This is a genomic window from Pseudomonas lurida, from assembly GCF_002563895.1.
Taxonomy (GTDB): Bacteria; Pseudomonadota; Gammaproteobacteria; order Pseudomonadales; family Pseudomonadaceae; genus Aquipseudomonas; species Aquipseudomonas lurida.
The window spans coordinates 5,981,164-5,997,263 of sequence record NZ_PDJB01000001.1 but is presented as its reverse complement, the minus strand read 5'-3'; the positions used below and the strand labels follow the sequence as shown (position 1 = coordinate 5,997,263).

Annotated in this window: 15 protein-coding genes; 7 read left to right on the top strand and 8 right to left on the bottom strand. The window is 60.8% G+C overall.

The genetic code is table 11. The features are described from left to right. The first annotated feature begins 253 nt into the window (after positions 1 to 253). The 4 genes from ATH90_RS27445 to gcvH all read left to right on the top strand — a co-directional run bounded on the left by ATH90_RS27445 (position 254) and on the right by gcvH (position 4,714). Entirely contained in the window at positions 254 to 1,258 is a 1,005-nt protein-coding gene (locus ATH90_RS27445; RefSeq protein ID WP_034110126.1) for an extracellular solute-binding protein, read from the top strand. A 163-nt stretch (positions 1,259 to 1,421) separates the two neighbouring features. Beyond that, the gene (locus tag ATH90_RS27440; RefSeq protein WP_098467548.1) at positions 1,422 to 3,038 is read left to right on the top strand and encodes an ABC transporter permease; all 1,617 of its coding nucleotides are present in this window, start codon (positions 1,422 to 1,424) and stop codon (positions 3,036 to 3,038) included. A 156-nt stretch (positions 3,039 to 3,194) separates the two neighbouring features. Continuing rightward, the gene (gene gcvT / locus ATH90_RS27435; protein ID WP_098467547.1) at positions 3,195 to 4,277 is read left to right on the top strand and encodes a glycine cleavage system aminomethyltransferase GcvT; all 1,083 of its coding nucleotides are present in this window, start codon (positions 3,195 to 3,197) and stop codon (positions 4,275 to 4,277) included. A 53-nt stretch (positions 4,278 to 4,330) separates the two neighbouring features. Further along, positions 4,331 to 4,714 carry a glycine cleavage system protein GcvH gene (gene gcvH / locus ATH90_RS27430; protein WP_034110119.1) on the top strand — a complete coding sequence of 128 codons (384 nt, stop codon included), beginning with the start codon at positions 4,331 to 4,333 and terminating at the stop codon, positions 4,712 to 4,714. A gap of 127 nt (positions 4,715 to 4,841) precedes the next feature. Here the strand turns inward: gcvH and ATH90_RS27425 are convergent, their stop codons facing one another. The 6 genes from ATH90_RS27425 to ATH90_RS27400 form a co-directional block, all read right to left on the bottom strand. After that, the gene (locus ATH90_RS27425; RefSeq protein ID WP_069078521.1) at positions 4,842 to 5,984 is read right to left on the bottom strand and encodes a DegT/DnrJ/EryC1/StrS family aminotransferase; all 1,143 of its coding nucleotides are present in this window, start codon (positions 5,982 to 5,984) and stop codon (positions 4,842 to 4,844) included. A 176-nt stretch (positions 5,985 to 6,160) separates the two neighbouring features. After that, complete coding sequence (locus ATH90_RS27420; RefSeq protein ID WP_003176799.1) at positions 6,161 to 6,475, bottom strand: DUF2388 domain-containing protein; 315 nt, start codon at positions 6,473 to 6,475, stop codon at positions 6,161 to 6,163. Between the two features lie 69 nt (positions 6,476 to 6,544). Next, a complete protein-coding gene (locus ATH90_RS27415; protein ID WP_034110117.1) occupies positions 6,545 to 6,991 on the bottom strand; it encodes an NfeD family protein in 447 nt (148 codons plus the stop codon). 10 nt (positions 6,992 to 7,001) lie between these two features. After that, the gene (locus tag ATH90_RS27410; RefSeq protein ID WP_010207363.1) at positions 7,002 to 7,922 is read right to left on the bottom strand and encodes an SPFH domain-containing protein; all 921 of its coding nucleotides are present in this window, start codon (positions 7,920 to 7,922) and stop codon (positions 7,002 to 7,004) included. 76 nt (positions 7,923 to 7,998) lie between these two features. Beyond that, positions 7,999 to 9,678: a GspE/PulE family protein gene (locus tag ATH90_RS27405; RefSeq protein WP_098467546.1), complete on the bottom strand. Its 1,680-nt coding sequence runs from the start codon at positions 9,676 to 9,678 to the stop codon at positions 7,999 to 8,001. A gap of 84 nt (positions 9,679 to 9,762) precedes the next feature. Continuing rightward, positions 9,763 to 10,101, bottom strand: a complete 339-nt coding sequence (locus ATH90_RS27400; protein ID WP_098467545.1) for a hypothetical protein — start codon at positions 10,099 to 10,101, stop codon at positions 9,763 to 9,765. A 127-nt stretch (positions 10,102 to 10,228) separates the two neighbouring features. Between ATH90_RS27400 and ATH90_RS27395 the strand changes: the two genes are divergently transcribed. Further along, complete coding sequence (locus ATH90_RS27395) at positions 10,229 to 10,699, top strand: Lrp/AsnC family transcriptional regulator (protein WP_098467544.1); 471 nt, start codon at positions 10,229 to 10,231, stop codon at positions 10,697 to 10,699. 84 nt (positions 10,700 to 10,783) lie between these two features. On the opposite strand, the gene ATH90_RS27390 is transcribed toward ATH90_RS27395, so the two are convergent. Continuing rightward, entirely contained in the window at positions 10,784 to 12,151 is a 1,368-nt protein-coding gene (locus ATH90_RS27390; protein WP_098467543.1) for a CYTH domain-containing protein, read from the bottom strand. A gap of 158 nt (positions 12,152 to 12,309) precedes the next feature. Between ATH90_RS27390 and argE the strand changes: the two genes are divergently transcribed. Both argE and argA read left to right on the top strand, forming a co-directional pair. Further along, positions 12,310 to 13,458: an acetylornithine deacetylase gene (gene argE, locus ATH90_RS27385; protein ID WP_098467542.1), complete on the top strand. Its 1,149-nt coding sequence runs from the start codon at positions 12,310 to 12,312 to the stop codon at positions 13,456 to 13,458. A gap of 135 nt (positions 13,459 to 13,593) precedes the next feature. Continuing rightward, on the top strand, positions 13,594 to 14,895 hold the full coding sequence (argA, locus tag ATH90_RS27380) for an amino-acid N-acetyltransferase (RefSeq protein ID WP_034110104.1): 1,302 nt from the start codon (positions 13,594 to 13,596) through the stop codon (positions 14,893 to 14,895). A 110-nt stretch (positions 14,896 to 15,005) separates the two neighbouring features. Here the strand turns inward: argA and tauA are convergent, their stop codons facing one another. Further along, a complete protein-coding gene (tauA, locus tag ATH90_RS27375; protein WP_034110103.1) occupies positions 15,006 to 15,992 on the bottom strand; it encodes a taurine ABC transporter substrate-binding protein in 987 nt (328 codons plus the stop codon). Positions 15,993 to 16,100: the final 108 nt, after the last annotated feature.

Below are 16,100 nucleotides of genomic sequence, written 5' to 3'. Positions count from 1 at the left end.
GACCTGGGTATTGGATCAGACCGAGTACATACCTGTTATCCAGGTAACGGCCACTTTGGGTTCCTGGGGGGCGCCTTGGATCAAAGGCAGGATCAAGCTCAAGAGCTACTCGCGTCGAAGCGTGGTTAGCGTTCGTTGTCAGGGCGTTCACAGTGCAAATCCGGGCTGCAACATCTGGTAACGCCTCGACCAAGCGCCACTAAATGTGAGTCCTTATCATTTGCCCTCTTTTTGCAAATGAGAGACCGTCCCCATGTTGGCACCCAAGCGCCTCCTGACTGCTCTGGCACTCACCCTGATCGGCAGCACCACTGTGCAGGCGGCCGACGAAGTGGTGGTCTACTCCTCGCGCATCGACGAACTGATCAAGCCGGTGTTCGATGCCTATACCAAGAAGACCGGCGTGCAGGTGAAGTTCATCACCGACAAGGAAGCCCCGCTGATGCAGCGCATCAAGGCCGAGGGCGAAAACGCCACTGCCGACCTGCTGCTCACTGTTGATGCTGGGAACCTCTGGCAGGCCGAGCAAATGGGTATCCTGCAACCGTTCACCTCGGCGGTGATCGACAAGAATATTCCCCTGCAATATCGCTCTTCCAAACACACCTGGACCGGCTTGAGCCTGCGTGCCCGGACCATCGCCTATTCCACCGACCGGGTCAAACCGGGTGACCTCACGACTTACGAAGCCCTGGCCGACAAGCAGTGGGAAGGCCGCCTGTGCCTGCGCACGGCGAAAAAGGTCTACAACCAGTCGCTGACCGCCACCCTGATCGAAACCCACGGCGCGGCCAAGACCGAGGAAATCGTCAAGGGCTGGGTCAACAACCTGTCCACTGACGTGTTCTCCGATGACATTGCCGTGCTCGAAGCCATCAACGCCGGGCAGTGCGACGTGGGCATCGTCAACACCTACTACTACGGGCGCCTGCACAAGCAGAAGCCGGACCTGGCGGTGAAGCTGTTCTGGCCGAACCAGGGCGACCGTGGCGTGCACGTGAACCTGTCGGGCATCGGCCTGACCCAGCACGCGCCGCACCCGGAAGCGGCCAAGGCGCTGGTGGAGTGGATGACCACGCCTGAGGCGCAAAAGATCTTCGCCGACGTGAACCAGGAGTTCCCAGCCAACCCAGCGGTGCCGCCGTCGGCCGAAGTGGCGACCTGGGGCAAGTTCGTGGCGGACACCTTGCCGGTGGAAGTGGCGGGCAAACGCCAGGCTGAGGCGATTCGGTTGATGGATCGGGCTGGCTGGAACTGATACACATTTAAAAAACACTGCAGTCCAAATGTGGGAGCTGGCTAGCCTGCGATAGCATCACCTCGGTATGACACGGATATACCGAGGTGTCTGCATCGCAGGCTAGCCAGCTCCCACATTGGCTAGCGGCGACTTCAAGATATTCATCCACTGAGAATAACCTTTGGCCCACCCCGCCCAACGCCGTTGGTACCTGCCGGTCTTTACCGTCGCCGCCTTGGTGCTGATGCCGCTGAGCGTGCTGTTGCTGTCCTGGCAAAGTATCGACAACCAGATCTGGTCGCACCTCTGGGAAACCCAGATGCCGCGCTTGCTGGGCAATACGCTGACCCTGGTGGTGGGTGTCGGTGTCGGCGTGACTGTGCTGGGTGTCAGCCTGGCCTGGCTGACCAGCCTCTGCGAGTTTCCCGGCCGTCGCTGGCTCGACTGGGCGCTGATGCTGCCTTTCGCCATTCCTGCGTATGTGCTGGCGTTCGTGTTTGTCGGCCTGCTGGACTTCTCAGGGCCTGTGCAAACCCTGCTGCGCGAATGGTTCGGCTCCGGCTTGAGGCTGCCGCGGGTGCGTTCCACCAGCGGTGTGATCATCGTGCTGGTGCTGGTGTTCTACCCCTACGTCTACTTGCTGGCGCGCACCGCATTCCTGGCACAGGGCAAAGGCTTGATGGAAGCGGCGCGGGTGCTTGGGCAATCACCCTGGCGAGCGTTCTGGCACGTGGCCCTGCCCATGGCACGGCCGGCGATTGGTGCCGGAGTGGCGCTGGCGCTGATGGAAACCCTGGCGGATTTCGGCGCGGTTTCAGTGTTCAACTTCGACACGTTCACCACGGCCATCTACAAGACGTGGTACGGCTTTTTCAGCCTTTCCAGCGCCGCCCAATTGGCCAGCCTGTTGCTGCTGGTGGTGATGCTGGTGTTGTATGGCGAGCGGCGTGCCCGGGGCGCGAGCCGACCGAGCAATGAGCGACCACGGGGCAGGGCGCTGTATCACCTGCGCGGACTCAAGGCTGCAGCGGCCACGAGCTGGTGTGGGTTGGTGGTCGCCTGCGCCTTTGTCATCCCGATGCTGCAACTGGTGGCCTGGTTCTGGCAGCGCGGCCGCTTCGATCTGGACGAGCGTTATTCCGGCTTGATCATCCATACCCTTTACTTGGGGGGTATCGCCGCCTTGATTACCGTCAGCGTGGCACTGGTGCTGGCCTTCGCCAATCGCCTGGCGCCGACCCGCGCGATCCGCTCCGGCATCAGCCTAGCCAATGTCGGCTACGCGCTGCCGGGCTCGGTGCTGGCAGTGTCGATCATGTTGGCGTTCAGCTACCTGGACCGTGAACTGGTGGTGCCGCTGTCCGGTTGGCTCGGCGGTGCGGGCAAGCCGTTGCTGTTAGGCAGCCTGTCGGCCTTGGTGCTGGCTTATCTGGTGCGTTTCCTGGCGGTGGCCTATGGGCCGCTGGAAAATAGCCTGGCGCGTATCCGGCCGTCCTTGCCGGAGGCTGCACGCAGTCTTGGCGTCAGTGGCCCACGACTGTTTTGCAAAGTGTATCTACCGTTGCTGATGCCGGGGGCCTTGAGCGCGGCGCTGCTGGTGTTTGTCGATGTGCTCAAGGAAATGCCCGCTACCCTGCTGATGCGCCCATTTGGCTGGGACACCCTGGCGGTGCGGATCTTTGAAATGACCAGCGAAGGCGAGTGGGCACGGGCCTCTTTGCCGGCGTTGACCCTGGTGCTTGTGGGCCTGTTACCGGTGATCGGGCTGATCCGACGCTCCGCCCGGCAAATCGGTTAGGTGCCAGTCCTACGGCTTGCAGCTACAATGCGCGGCATTCGGTGCGGTCCGTCTTTCGGATCGAGTCGCTGGGCGTGGCTGCAGGCCTTGTAATTCAAGGTGTCCGGCACGAACGGCAAGGCTGCGCACCTTCGCCAAGCCCGGAAGGAGAAACCCATGGGACAGCGTACGCCTCTGTATGACCTGCATCTCGCCCTCGGCGCGAAAATGGTCGATTTTGGCGGTTGGGATATGCCTTTGCACTACGGCTCGCAAGTTGAAGAGCACCATCAGGTGCGACGCGACTGCGGGGTGTTCGATGTATCTCATATGACCGTGATCGATGTCACCGGCCCCCAGGCCAAGGAATGGCTCCAGCACCTGCTGGCCAATGATGTCGAACGTCTGCATGGCTGCGGCCGTGCGTTGTACAGCGCCATGCTCAACGAAAAGGGCGGCGTGGTGGACGACATGATTGTCTACCGCACCGAGGCGGCCTATCGGCTGGTGGTCAATGCTGCCACCCGCGATCAGGACATCGCCTGGATGCACGCGCAACTGGGCGACTATCAGGTGCACCTGCATGAGCGGTCCGAGTTGGCCATGCTGGCCATCCAGGGGCCCCACGCCCGGCAGAAGATTGCCGAGTTGGTGACCCAGTCTCGCGGCACCCTGATTCACCAGCTCAAGCCCTTCGAGGCTCAGGCCGATGGCGATTGGTTTATCGCTCGTACGGGCTACACCGGCGAAGACGGCCTGGAGATTGTCTTGCCGGCCGATCAGGCGCCGGGCTTTTTCAACGACCTGGTGGGCGCTGGTATTTCACCCATCGGCCTCGGCGCCCGCGATACCCTGCGCCTGGAAGCCGGCATGAACCTGTACGGCCAGGATATCCATCAGGATGTTTCGCCCTTGGCGTCGAACATGGCCTGGAGCATCGCCTGGGAGCCTGTCGAGCGCAATTTCATTGGTCGTGCCGCGCTGGAAGCGGAAAAAGCCGCCGGCGTGCAGTGGAAACTGGTCGGGCTGGTACTGGAAGAGCGCGGGGTTTTGCGCGCTCACCAGGTGGTTCGTATCGCCAATATTGGCGAAGGGGAGATCACCAGTGGTAGTTTCTCTCCTACGCTGAGCAAATCCATTGCCCTGGCGCGTGTTCCGACGGCAACCGCTGATCGGGCCGAAGTGGAAATCCGCGGTAAGTGGTACCCGGTTCGAGTGGTCAAACCGACCTTCGTGCGCCATGGCAAAACCTTGATCTAACCTATTTCCGGCAGGCCAATGGCCGCTGACATTACTTCTTGAGGACACAGACTATGAGCGATATCCCTGCCGACCTGCGTTTTGCCGAAAGCCACGAATGGGCGCGCCTGGAAGCTGACGGCACCGTGACCGTCGGTATTTCCGACCATGCTCAGGAAGCGTTGGGTGACGTGGTATTCGTTGAGTTGGCCGAAGTTGGCGCCCAGTTTGGCGCGACAGATCAGGCGGGTGTGGTTGAGTCGGTCAAGGCCGCTTCGGATATCTACGCCCCGGTTGCAGGCGAAGTGATCGCCGTCAACGAAGAGCTGGGTGGTAGCCCTGAGCTGCTGAACTCCGACCCGTACGGCGCGTGGATCTTCAAGCTCAAGCCAAGCAACCCGGCTGACCTGGAAAAACTGCTGGATGCCGCTGGCTACAAAGCCGCCATCGGCGAGTAAACGCCAAGGGCTACAACGGCTCAAAACAATGTGGGAGCTGGCTCGCCTGCGTTGCGGGCACCTTGGTGTATCAGTGATACCCAGGTGACGCAATCGCAGGCGAGCCAGCTCCCACAGTTGGTTGTGGTTAGCCGGCCTTGAGCACCGCTTTGACTGCCGCTACCGATCGCTCCACATCCGCCTCTGTCATCGCCGTAAACATCGGCAGCGACACGATCAAACGCCCAACCCTCTCCGCCACCGGGAACATGCCTTCCTTGAACCCCTGTGCCCGATAAAGGCTCAGCAGGTGGATCGGCGGGTAGTGATAGCCAATGCCTACGCCATGAGCCTGCATCTGCTCCATGAAGGTCGCGCGGGCAGGCAGGCCGTCCTGACGCTCCGGCAGCACGAGCTGGAACAGGTGCCAGTTGCTGTTTTCGAAATCAGCCGGCGGCAACTGTGCGCCGTATTGTTCTTCAAAGTCACCGCCAAAGCATTTGAAATAGTGTCGCGCCAGGTTCTGGCGATGCGCGGTGATCTTCTCGATATGGGCAAATTGCCCCAGGCCGATGGCTGCGGCGATGTCGGTCATGTTGAACTTGCCGCCCAGCACGTCCACGTCCAGGCCGTCGAAGCCGGTGCGGGTAACGCCTTGCAGGCGATATTTCTCGGCCAGCCGCGCTTCTTCGGCATTGTTCAATACCAGGCAACCGCCCTCGGAAGACGTGATGTTCTTGTTGGCCTGGAAGCTGAACGAGACAAAATCGCCAGTGGCGCCGATACGCTCGCCATCCCAACTGGAACCCAGCGCCTGGGCAGCATCCTCGACGATGCGCAGGTTGTACTTGTTCGCCAGGGCATACAGCATCGGCATGTCCAGCGGCAGGCCGGCCAGGTATACCGGGATGATCGCCTTGGTGCGCGGGGTAATGGCAGCTTCTACCTGGGCCAGGTCGATATTGCGCGTCACCGGGTCGATATCGGCAAATACGGGCGTAGCACCCACTTCCAGAATGACGTTGGCTGTGGCAACCCAAGAGATCGGCGTGGTGATGACTTCATCACCCGGGCCGATACCGGCGATGCGCAAGGCAATCTCCATGGTGCAAGTGCCCGAGTTGAAGGTGCGCACCGGCCGGCCGCCAAAGTATTCCGACAGCTGTGCCTCGAAGGCCTGCACTTTCGGCCCGCTGGTGATCCAGCCTGAGCGTAATACGTCGCCTACTGCCGAAATGGTGGCTTCATCAATGGTGGGTTTGGAAAACGGCAGGAAGGGCTGTTGGCTCATGACGACGAAGGCATCCGTTTCAGATTGGCGATGAGTAAGCAAGGTATCAGTACCGGCATGGTTGCACGGCTTGACTGAATATAGCCTGTCGCCTGTGAATGAATCGTCGCCCTTCGGACAAAAAAATGCCGCTGTGAAGCGGCATTTTTCTTGGGGCTGGTGATATTCGGTAACGGTTATTCGGTCACTGCGTTTTTCGCAAGGATGGCGTTGGCCAGTTCCATATCCGTGGCCTGCAGGCCAGGGTTGTCGGCGCGGACTTTCTGCATCGCGGCTTCCAGGTACGGGCCACGGATGCCGCCGTCGCTGGCAACGAAGCTGCCTGCGTCGTCTTGCGCGGCGACCACCAGCTTGTGGTCCTTGAAGGTCAGGTACGTCGAGCCGGTAGTGGCACCCGACGAGATGACATTGCGCCAGAAGCTGTCGGCCATGGCTGAACCGACAGGGAGTGAAAGCACAGCAAGGGTTGCGACAGCATATTTGAGACGCATGATGGGTGACTCCGGGTGGGTTATCTGTACTTTATGATTGTAGATAAGCCAACCGAGTTCCATCACTGACTAAACAGTTTCTACCTTCAAAACCACGCCCTCCTGGCCAACCACCCGGACTTGAGCGCCTACAGGGCTGTCCGGGCCGGTCACCATCCACACGCCATCGCCGACTTTTACCTTGCCCCGCCCATCGACGATGGCCTGGTGCACCATGAAGGTGCGGCCGATCAGCTCCGAGCCCCGCTCGTTCAGCCCCGGTTGGTCGCTGGCCTTGGCGCTGCTGCGCTGGCGCTTCCACCAGTACACCGCTGTCAGGATCGACAACACGGCGAACAGCAGGAGCTGCCATTCCAGCCCCAAGGGCGGCACCAGGAACTTGATCACGCCTACGGCGGCCGCTGCGATACCCATCCACAACAGGTAACCGCCAGCGCCAAATACCTCGAGAATCAACAGCACGGTACCCAGTGCCAGCCAATCCCAGAACGACAAATGCTGCAGGAAATCCCACATGGCGCTGGCCTCAGCCTTTCTTGTTGTCGAACGTTGCCTTGACGATCTCGCCAATACCGCCGACCGCGCCGATGACTTGGCTCGCTTCCAGCGGCATCAGGATGACCTTGCTGTTGTTGGCCGAGGCCAGCTTGCCCAGTGCGTCGATGTATTTTTGCGCGACGAAGTAGTTGACCGCCTGCACGTTGCCTGACGCAATCGCCTCCGACACCACCTGTGTCGCACGCGCTTCTGCTTCGGCCTGGCGCTCACGGGCTTCGGATTCAAGGAACGCTGCCTGCCGGCTACCTTCCGCCTCAAGGATCTGCGCCTGCTTTTTACCCTCGGCGGTCAGGATCGCCGAGGCGCGCAGGCCTTCGGCTTCGAGGATTTGCGCACGCTTGATCCGTTCGGCTTTCATCTGGCCGGACATGGCGGCCATCAGGTCGGCGGGCGGGCTGATGTCCTTGATCTCGATACGGGTGATCTTGATGCCCCACGGCGCGGTCGCTTCGTCCACGGTTTTCAGCAGTTTTTCGTTGATACCGTCACGCTGGCTGAGCATCGCATCCAGCTCCATGGAGCCGAGCACGGTACGGATGTTGGTTTGCAGCAGGTTGCGGATGGCGTGTTCGAGGTTGTTGACCTCATAGGCCGCCTGGGCAGTGTTGACGACCTGGAAGAAGCACACGGCGTCGATCTGCACAGTGGCGTTGTCGGCGGTGATGACTTCCTGGGGCGGAATATCCAGCACGCTTTCCATCACGTTGATCTTGCGACCGATGCGATCCATGACTGGGATGATGATGTTCAGGCCAGGCTTCAGGGTGTTGGTGTAGCGGCCGAAACGCTCGACCGTCCATTGATAACCCTGGGGGACGACCTTGAAGCCCATGAACAGGATGGCGATGGCCAAGCCCACGAAAAGAAGCAGTACGGTTCCGATCTGCATAGCGATTCCCTATCTGATGGTGTCAGTGAAACGACGTCGGCCGATTGTAACGGTGTTGTCATCGATAAGAACGGTTTCACCGAGTAACAAACAAAGGATTTGTTACTGAATCCCCGGGTGTCACGCGCACTACTTCCGACATCGTGGTCAGCCCCGCCTCGACTTTTTGCAGGCCAGCCCTGCGCAGGCTGCACATGCCTTGGGCGATTGCCGCCTGGCGCAGGGCCTGCACGTCGGCACCCGGCGTGATCAGTGCCTTGATCGCATCGTTCAACACCATGATTTCGTGAACGCCGGCCCGCCCGCGGTAACCACTGTGTCGACATTCGACACATCCGACGGCCTCGTGGACGTCACCCCGTGCACGCTTGCAGTGAGGGCACAACACCCGCACCAATCGCTGCGCCATCACGCCCAGCAACGTCGCTTTGATCAAATAATGAGCGATGCCCAATTCCTGCAAGCGACTGATCGCGCTGGGTGCATCGTTGGTATGCAGGGTCGACAGCACCAGGTGCCCGGTCAACGCGGCCTGGATCGCCATTTCGGCGGTCTCCTGGTCGCGAATCTCGCCGACCATGATGATGTCCGGGTCCTGGCGTAGCAGGGCGCGGATGCCGGCCGCAAAGGTCAGGTCGATGTTGTGCTGCACCTGCATCTGGTTGAACGCCGGCTCGACCATCTCGACCGGGTCTTCAACTGTGCACAGGTTGACCTCCCGGGTCGCCAATTGCCTGAGCGTGCTGTAGAGGGTGCTGGTCTTGCCCGAACCGGTCGGGCCAGTGACCAGAATGATACCGTTGGTCTGGCTCGTCATTGCGTGCCAGCGCTGTTGGTCATCCACCGACAAGCCCAGTTGGTCAAAGCCTTTGAGCAGCACCTGCGGGTCGAAAATCCGCATCACCAGTTTTTCGCCAAACGCCGTGGGCAAGGTTGACAGGCGTAGCTCTACCTCCGCCCCCGCAGGGCTTTTAGTCTTGATGCGGCCATCCTGGGGCCTGCGTTTTTCCGCTACGTTCATGCGGCCCAGGCTTTTCAGGCGGCTGACCACCGCCATGGTGACCTGGGGCGGAAACTGATAGACGTCATGCAGCAACCCATCAATGCGAAAGCGCACGCGGCCCTGTTCACGGCCCGGCTCGATGTGGATATCACTGGCGCGCTGGCCGAAGGCGTACTGCAACAACCAGTCGACGATATTGACGATATGCGCGTCATTGGCATCCGGCTCTTGCTCGCCGGCGCCGAGGTTGAGCCATTCGACATTGCCAGGCGCCGCGACCTTTTGGTCGGCACCGCTGACGGACTTGGCCAAACGGTAGAACTCGCTGATACAGCGCGCAATGTCCTGGGGGTTGGCGACTACGCGCTTGATCGAACGCTTGAGCACCTGCGCGAGCCCGGCTTCCCAACTGGAGACAAGGGGCTGGGCGCTCGCGACGGTAACCGTGTGGGCGTCTACCGCCACCGCGAGGATGGCATGGCGTTGGGCGAACGCGTGGGACATCAACGGCACCACCGCGGCCACATCGATCTTCAACGGGTCGATGCGCAGATAAGGTTGCCCGGCATGCTGGGCGAGCCATGCGGTCAGGGTTTCCAGGTCGGGGCCATGGGCTGCGATGGTCTCCAGCGGATGCTGGGTGTTGCTGGCCGGTAACGCCAGCAAGCGTTGCGCAATGTCGGGGGGGATGAGTCGCCCTTCGACCAAAGCCGGCAACAGCTGATGCAGTTCCAATCGTTGGTCGACAGGCATGCAGGTTTTCCTGGGTAGCAGTGGGTACAAATCACAGGCTAGCCAGCCGCTGAATATCCTCCTCCCAGCGTGTATTGCAGGTTTTTACTGGGCAACGGCCACCACCGCCTGAGGCCCCATGGAATCAGCCGACCACACGTCCACTGTACAAACGCTGATCAGGTTTCGAATCTTTTCACCTATCACCTGCGCGCGGTGCCAGCTCAAGCCATCCATGACGATGTCGATGTGCAGCAGGTCGTCTTCCCGGTTCACCGTGACCTGTTGCGGCGTGAGGAATTGCAGGGCGAAAAAGTTGAGCACCCGGCACAACACGTCCGGCTCCGCCTCGGCGAGGATCTCGTAGTGCGCCTGGCAATGGGCGCTGTTGACGGCCCACGCATCAACGCGGGTAGCCGGGTGGGTGGTGTCGACGGCGTGCATGCGGGCTCTCCAAACTTGATGGGAGAAATTTTCACATGCGTGCCGGGAGATTTCTTATCTAAGATGAGCCGTATTGTCGATTAATCGAATCATTCAATTCAATATTGGCGCGATAGAGGGTATTTGTATGCACAGTGAGTTGGACGTCTATGACCGCCGTATCCTGGCCCTGTTGCAAGAAGATGCCTCGCTCTCCAGCGCGCAGGTCGCCGAACAGGTGGGCCTGTCTCAGTCGCCGTGCTGGCGGCGGATCCAGCGGCTCAAGGAAGAGGGCGTGATTCGCGGCCAGGTCACCTTGCTGGACCGCAAGAAGATCGGCCTCAATACGCAGATTTTCGCCGAGGTAAAACTCAACGCCCACGGCCGTTCCAACTTCAACGAGTTCACCGACGCAATTCGTGGGTTTCCGGAAGTGTTGGAGTGTTATGTGCTGATGGGGGCGGTGGATTTTCTGCTGCGCATCGTCACCTCGGACATTGAGGCGTATGAGCGGTTTTTCTTTGAGAAGCTGTCGATGGTGCCGGGGATTCAGGAGGTCAACTCGATTGTGGCGTTGTCCGAGATCAAGTCCACCACCAGCCTGCCAGTATTGCGCTGACCGAGTTGGCGTCTCGCGGGTAAGCCCGGCTCCCACAGGGCAATGCATGCCACTGTGGGAGCGGGCTTGCCCGCGATAGCGATATCACAGACGCAGCAATGTCTTCCACGCGCGGTTCTGATACACCGCAATCGCCTGATGCATCCGCGCATCCAGCGACTCATCGGTGATCGGCTGGTTGGCCAGTTGCGCCAACTTGTTCAGCTCGCCATACAGACGGTCCAGTTCCGGGATGTCGACCACCTGACGCGCATGGTGCAGCCAAGCCTGGATGCGTTCGATGCGCGGCAACTGTTCAGCCAGGTCTTCCGGCTGTTGCTGGTAGCGCGACAGTTGCAGGGCAACGGCGTCGTCGGCCAGCAGGCGTGGCAGCCAGTTGGTGATTTGCGCGGCGCCCTGGCGGTTGCCACGTACGTTGCGGTCAGCGGTCCAGGTGCGGGCCAGCAGCCAGCGCGAAGCATTCAGTGAGAACAGGCCCCAGCGCACGTCATTCAGTTCGTCGATGAACTGTTCGGGGGCGGCTTTGCGAATGTCTTCATCGTCGTCGCCGGCCTGCACCAGGGGGCGCCAGTCTTCCAGCAGGGCATCGAGGGCGCTGCGCAGTTCGCTGGTGGATTGACGCGGTGCGGCCTGGCCGAGGCTGCCGACCAGAGCGCGCAGTTCGCCGAGGTTGTCGACCCAGTCTTGCAGCAGGCGCCAGTGGCCGTTGAAGCGGTATTGCTCGGCCAGGCGCTGGCTGCTGCCCAGCAGGTGCCACATGATTGCGGCAAAGGCATCGTCCAATGGCATTTCGGCGTGCAACTGCGGCGCCGGTAGGCTCAGGGAGTAGCTGCTGGCGTCGTACAAGCGGTAGCCGCGTTCGGCTTTGCTGATGTCGCATGGCATCAGCGCAAGGGTCGCGGCCAGTTCGGCGGCCAGTTCCAGCAATGCGGCGGGTTCGCCTTCGCGCAGTTCCAGTTCCAGCTCGCAGATTTCTTCCTTCTGCTTGCCGACCACCACATGGCCCAGGTCCAGGGCCGCTTCGATCACCACCTTGGCCTTGCCACGGCCCCAAGCGATTTCGGCGCGTTCACGCACGAAATCGGTGGTGAAGATCGGCTTGAGGGTTTTTTTGTCCAGCTCGGCCAGTTGCTCGGGCCAGCATTCGCCGTCGAGCTTCTTCACATCCAGCTTGGCTTTGGGCAATTCCCAGTTGTACTCGTTACGTTCCGACAAGCCGGCGACGCTTTGGCCACGGGTCTTGAGGGTCTGGATGATGTCGTCACCGTCCTTGCGCAGGCGCAGGGCGACTTTGGCCTGGGCCAGGTCGCGTTCGGGGGTGTCAAAGTACTGGTTCATCAACTCACGGCGTTCCCAGCCACTTTTGTTGCGTTTTTTCAGGAGCGGGTGCTCACGCAGCGCGGCGAGGGTCTCGCGGCTGACACGGAGCTTGATTTCGGTTTCTTTCTGCATGGCCGGAAAATCCAGGATCGGGAGCGCAGCCGGGGAAAAGAGTGGCTGCCAAGGTCGTGCAGTGTACAGGACTGAGCCCGGCAACGTGCCGCAACGGTTTATTGTGTCGTGCAGATGGTTCTATAGTGAGGCTCATCCGGGAAGTTGAGAGACCGCGCATGCCGTTACCGTCCATGAAAGAGCAGTTCGCCGCATTGATTGCCGCGCCTTCGGTCAGTTGCACCCAAGCGTCTCTCGACCAGACCAACCGCCCGGTCATCGATTTGCTCGCCACTTGGCTGGGCGACTTGGGGTTCTCCATCGACATCCAGACCGTCAGCCCCGGCAAGTTCAACCTGCTGGCCAGCTTCGGCAGTGGTCCTGGTGGCCTGGTGCTGGCGGGCCACAGCGACACCGTTCCCTATGACGCCGCGCTGTGGAAGACCGATCCGCTCAAGCTGACAGAAGTTGACGGCCGCTGGGTAGGGTTGGGCAGTTGCGACATGAAGGGTTTTTTCGCCCTGGTCATCGACGCCGTGCTACCGCTGCTGGAACAGCCATTCAAGCAGCCGCTGCTGATCCTCGCGACCTGCGATGAAGAGAGCTCCATGTCCGGTGCGCGTGCGCTGGCCGAGGCGGGGCGCCCGCTGGGCCGCGCAGCGGTGATCGGCGAGCCGACCGGGCTCAGGCCGATTCGCCTGCATAAAGGTGTGATGATGGAACGCATCGACATCCTTGGCCAAAGTGGCCATTCGTCGGACCCAAGCCTGGGCCACAGTGCGCTCGAAGCCATGCACGACGCCATCGGCGAATTGCGCGGCCTGCGCCTGGCCTGGCAGCGCGAGTACCGTAACCCGCAATTCAGCGTGCCGCAGCCAACCATGAACTTTGGCTGTATCCACGGTGGTGACAACCCCAACCGCATTTGCGGCCAGTGCTCCCTGGAGTTTGATCTGCGGCCTTTGCCGGGCATGGATCCCGAGGTGCTGCGCGCCGCGATCCGGCAGAAGCTTGAACCGCTCGCCGAGCGCCATCAGGTCAAGATTGACTACGCGCCACTGTTCCCCGCGGTCCCCCCTTTCGAGCAACCGGAAGATGCCGAACTGGTGCGGGTTGCGGAACGATTGACCGGCCATCGTGCCGAAGCAGTAGCGTTCGGCACCGAAGCGCCTTATCTTCAGCGCCTGGGTTGTGAAACCCTGGTGCTGGGCCCCGGCGACATCGCATGCGCCCACCAGCCGGGCGAGTACCTCGAAATGTCACGCTTGACGCCTACAGTGCGTCTATTGCGGGAACTGATCGAACATTACTGCCTGAAGCCTGCATAAATTAACCCCTGCCTGTTCGTACATAGAAGGAGAGTGAGCGTGTCGCCAAGCCTGTTCCGACGATAACCATCAGCCAGCTGTGCGTTTTCACGACTCATCCTTTTTCGGCTGCTTTTTATTACAGGCCCAGGTTCAATGCCCGACTACGTTAATTGGCTTCGTCACGCTTCGCCGTACATCAACGCCCACCGGGACTGCACCTTCGTTGTCATGCTGCCTGGCGATGGCGTGGAGCATCCCAACTTCGGCAATATCGTCCACGACCTGGTGTTGCTCCACAGCCTCGGTGTGCGACTGGTGCTGGTCCACGGCTCGCGCCCACAGATCGAGGCACGCCTTGAAGCGCGTGGCCTGACCCCGGCTTACCACGAAGGCTTGCGCATCACTGATGCAGCCACGCTGGAGTGTGTGATCGACGCGGTCGGCCAACTGCGTATCGCCATTGAAGCGCGCCTTTCCATGGACATGGCGTCGTCGCCAATGCAGGGTTCGCGCCTGCGGGTGGCCAGTGGCAACCTGGTGACCGCGCGTCCTATCGGCGTATTGGAAGGCGTGGACTACCACCACACCGGCGAAGTGCGCCGCGTCGACCGCAAGGGTATCAATCGCCTGCTGGACGAGCGCTCCATCGTGCTGCTTTCGCCGCTGGGGTATTCACCCACGGGTGAGATCTTCAACCTGGCCTGCGAGGACGTCGCCACCCGCGCTGCCATCGACCTGGGTGCCGACAAGCTGCTGCTGTTTGGCGCAGACATGGGCCTGATCGATGAAAACGGTCGCCTGGTGCGCGAACTGCGCCCGCAACAAGTGCCTGCGCACCTGCAGCGCCTGGGCAGCAGCAACTACCAGGCTGAGTTGTTGGATGCGGCCGCCGAGGCCTGCCGTGGCGGAGTAGGGCGCAGTCATATTGTCAGCTACGCCGAAGACGGCGCGTTGCTCACCGAACTGTTCACCCGCGACGGCGGCGGCACGTTGGTGGCCCAGGAGCAATTCGAACTGGTGCGCGAAGCAGCGATTGAAGACGTTGGTGGTTTGCTCGACCTGATCAGCCCGTTGGAAGAGCAGGGCATCCTGGTGCGCCGTTCGCGGGAAGTATTGGAGCGCGAGATCGAGCAATTCAGCGTGGTGGAGCGCGAAGGCATGATCATCGCCTGCGCGGCGCTGTACCAGATCGCGGATTCGGATGCGGGCGAGCTGGCGTGCCTGGCAGTGAACCCGGAATATCGCCACGGCGCGCGCGGTGATGTGTTGCTGGAGCGTATCGAATCACGTGCCAGGGCCCAAGGGTTGAAGACTCTGTTTGTCCTCACCACACGCACCGCCCACTGGTTCCGTGAGCGGGGTTTTGTGCCGAGCAGTGTGGACCGTTTGCCGTCGGCGCGGGCTTCGCTGTACAACTATCAGCGTAATTCGAAGATTTTCGAGAAGGCTCTCTGACTTACCGCAAGGCCGGCTCTTGTGGGAGCTGGCTTGCCTGCGATTGCATCGCCTCGGTTATGTGCAAGACCGAGTCGCTAGCATCGCCGGCAAGCCGGCTCCTACAGGGTTCAGGGTTTGACGAATTTATCGGTCACGTACCCTGAATAGTCTGGCAACACTGCCTCAACCTTTCCTTGTTCCTTCAAGAACTTCGCCGTCTCCCCAATCGCCTTCGCCGTGCCGCCCTTTAGCAGCGCGCCAGTTTGCTGTGCCTGCGCATCCGGGAACGTGGTACCGGCCAACAGCTCTGGGATATCGGCGGCGTTTGAACCTGTCAGTTTCGCGATTTTCTGCACCGGCTCCGAATCCACTGTCCATTGCTCTTTATGGGCGGCATAGTCGGCGAAAGCGTCCAGCGTGACCTTGGCAAACTTGGCCACTACGTCAGGATGTTTTTGCGCAAAATCCTTGCGCGCCACCCACACTTCAAACGTCGGCGCGCCCCACTGACCCACCTGGGCCGCGTCTGTCAGGGTCTTGCCGGTCTTGCGGATTTCGCCCAGGGCCGGCGACCACACGAATGCACCGTCGATGTCGCCACGTTTCCACGCGGCGGCAATTTCGGCCGGCTGCAGGTTCACTACCTTGACTTGCCTGGTGTCCAGGCCCCAGTGCCTCAGTGCGCCGAGCAGGCTGTAATGAGAGGTGGAGACAAAAGGCGTGGCGATGGTCTTGCCGACCAGGTCTTCGGGTTTTTCGATGCCGCTGCCGTTACGCACCACCAAGGCTTCAGAAGTGTTGATCTGGGCCGATACGATAAACGCGACGATGGGCAGATTGCGCGAGGCCGCCGCAGCGAGGGGGCTGGAACCGAGGTTGCCGATTTGCACATCGCCGGAGGCGATAGCCGTTACGACTTCCGGCCCACTGTTGAACCGGCGCCAGGCGATCTTCTCGCCAATGGCCTTTTCGTATAGGCCATCGGCCTGTGGGACTTTGCTGGGATCGATGCCAGTTTGGTAGCCGATGGTCAAATCGGCCGCTTTGACACCAAAAGAAAGTATTAGTGACACAAAAACTGTAACAAATTGACGGGAGGATGTGCGTTTGGCCATGATGGCGTCGCCTTTTTGATCGTGGGTGACGTATGCAGCAGTACGGTCACACTATTCGATCTAAAAAAGCGCTAATAAATACCGTTTAGGAATTAGCTTATGGAGCGG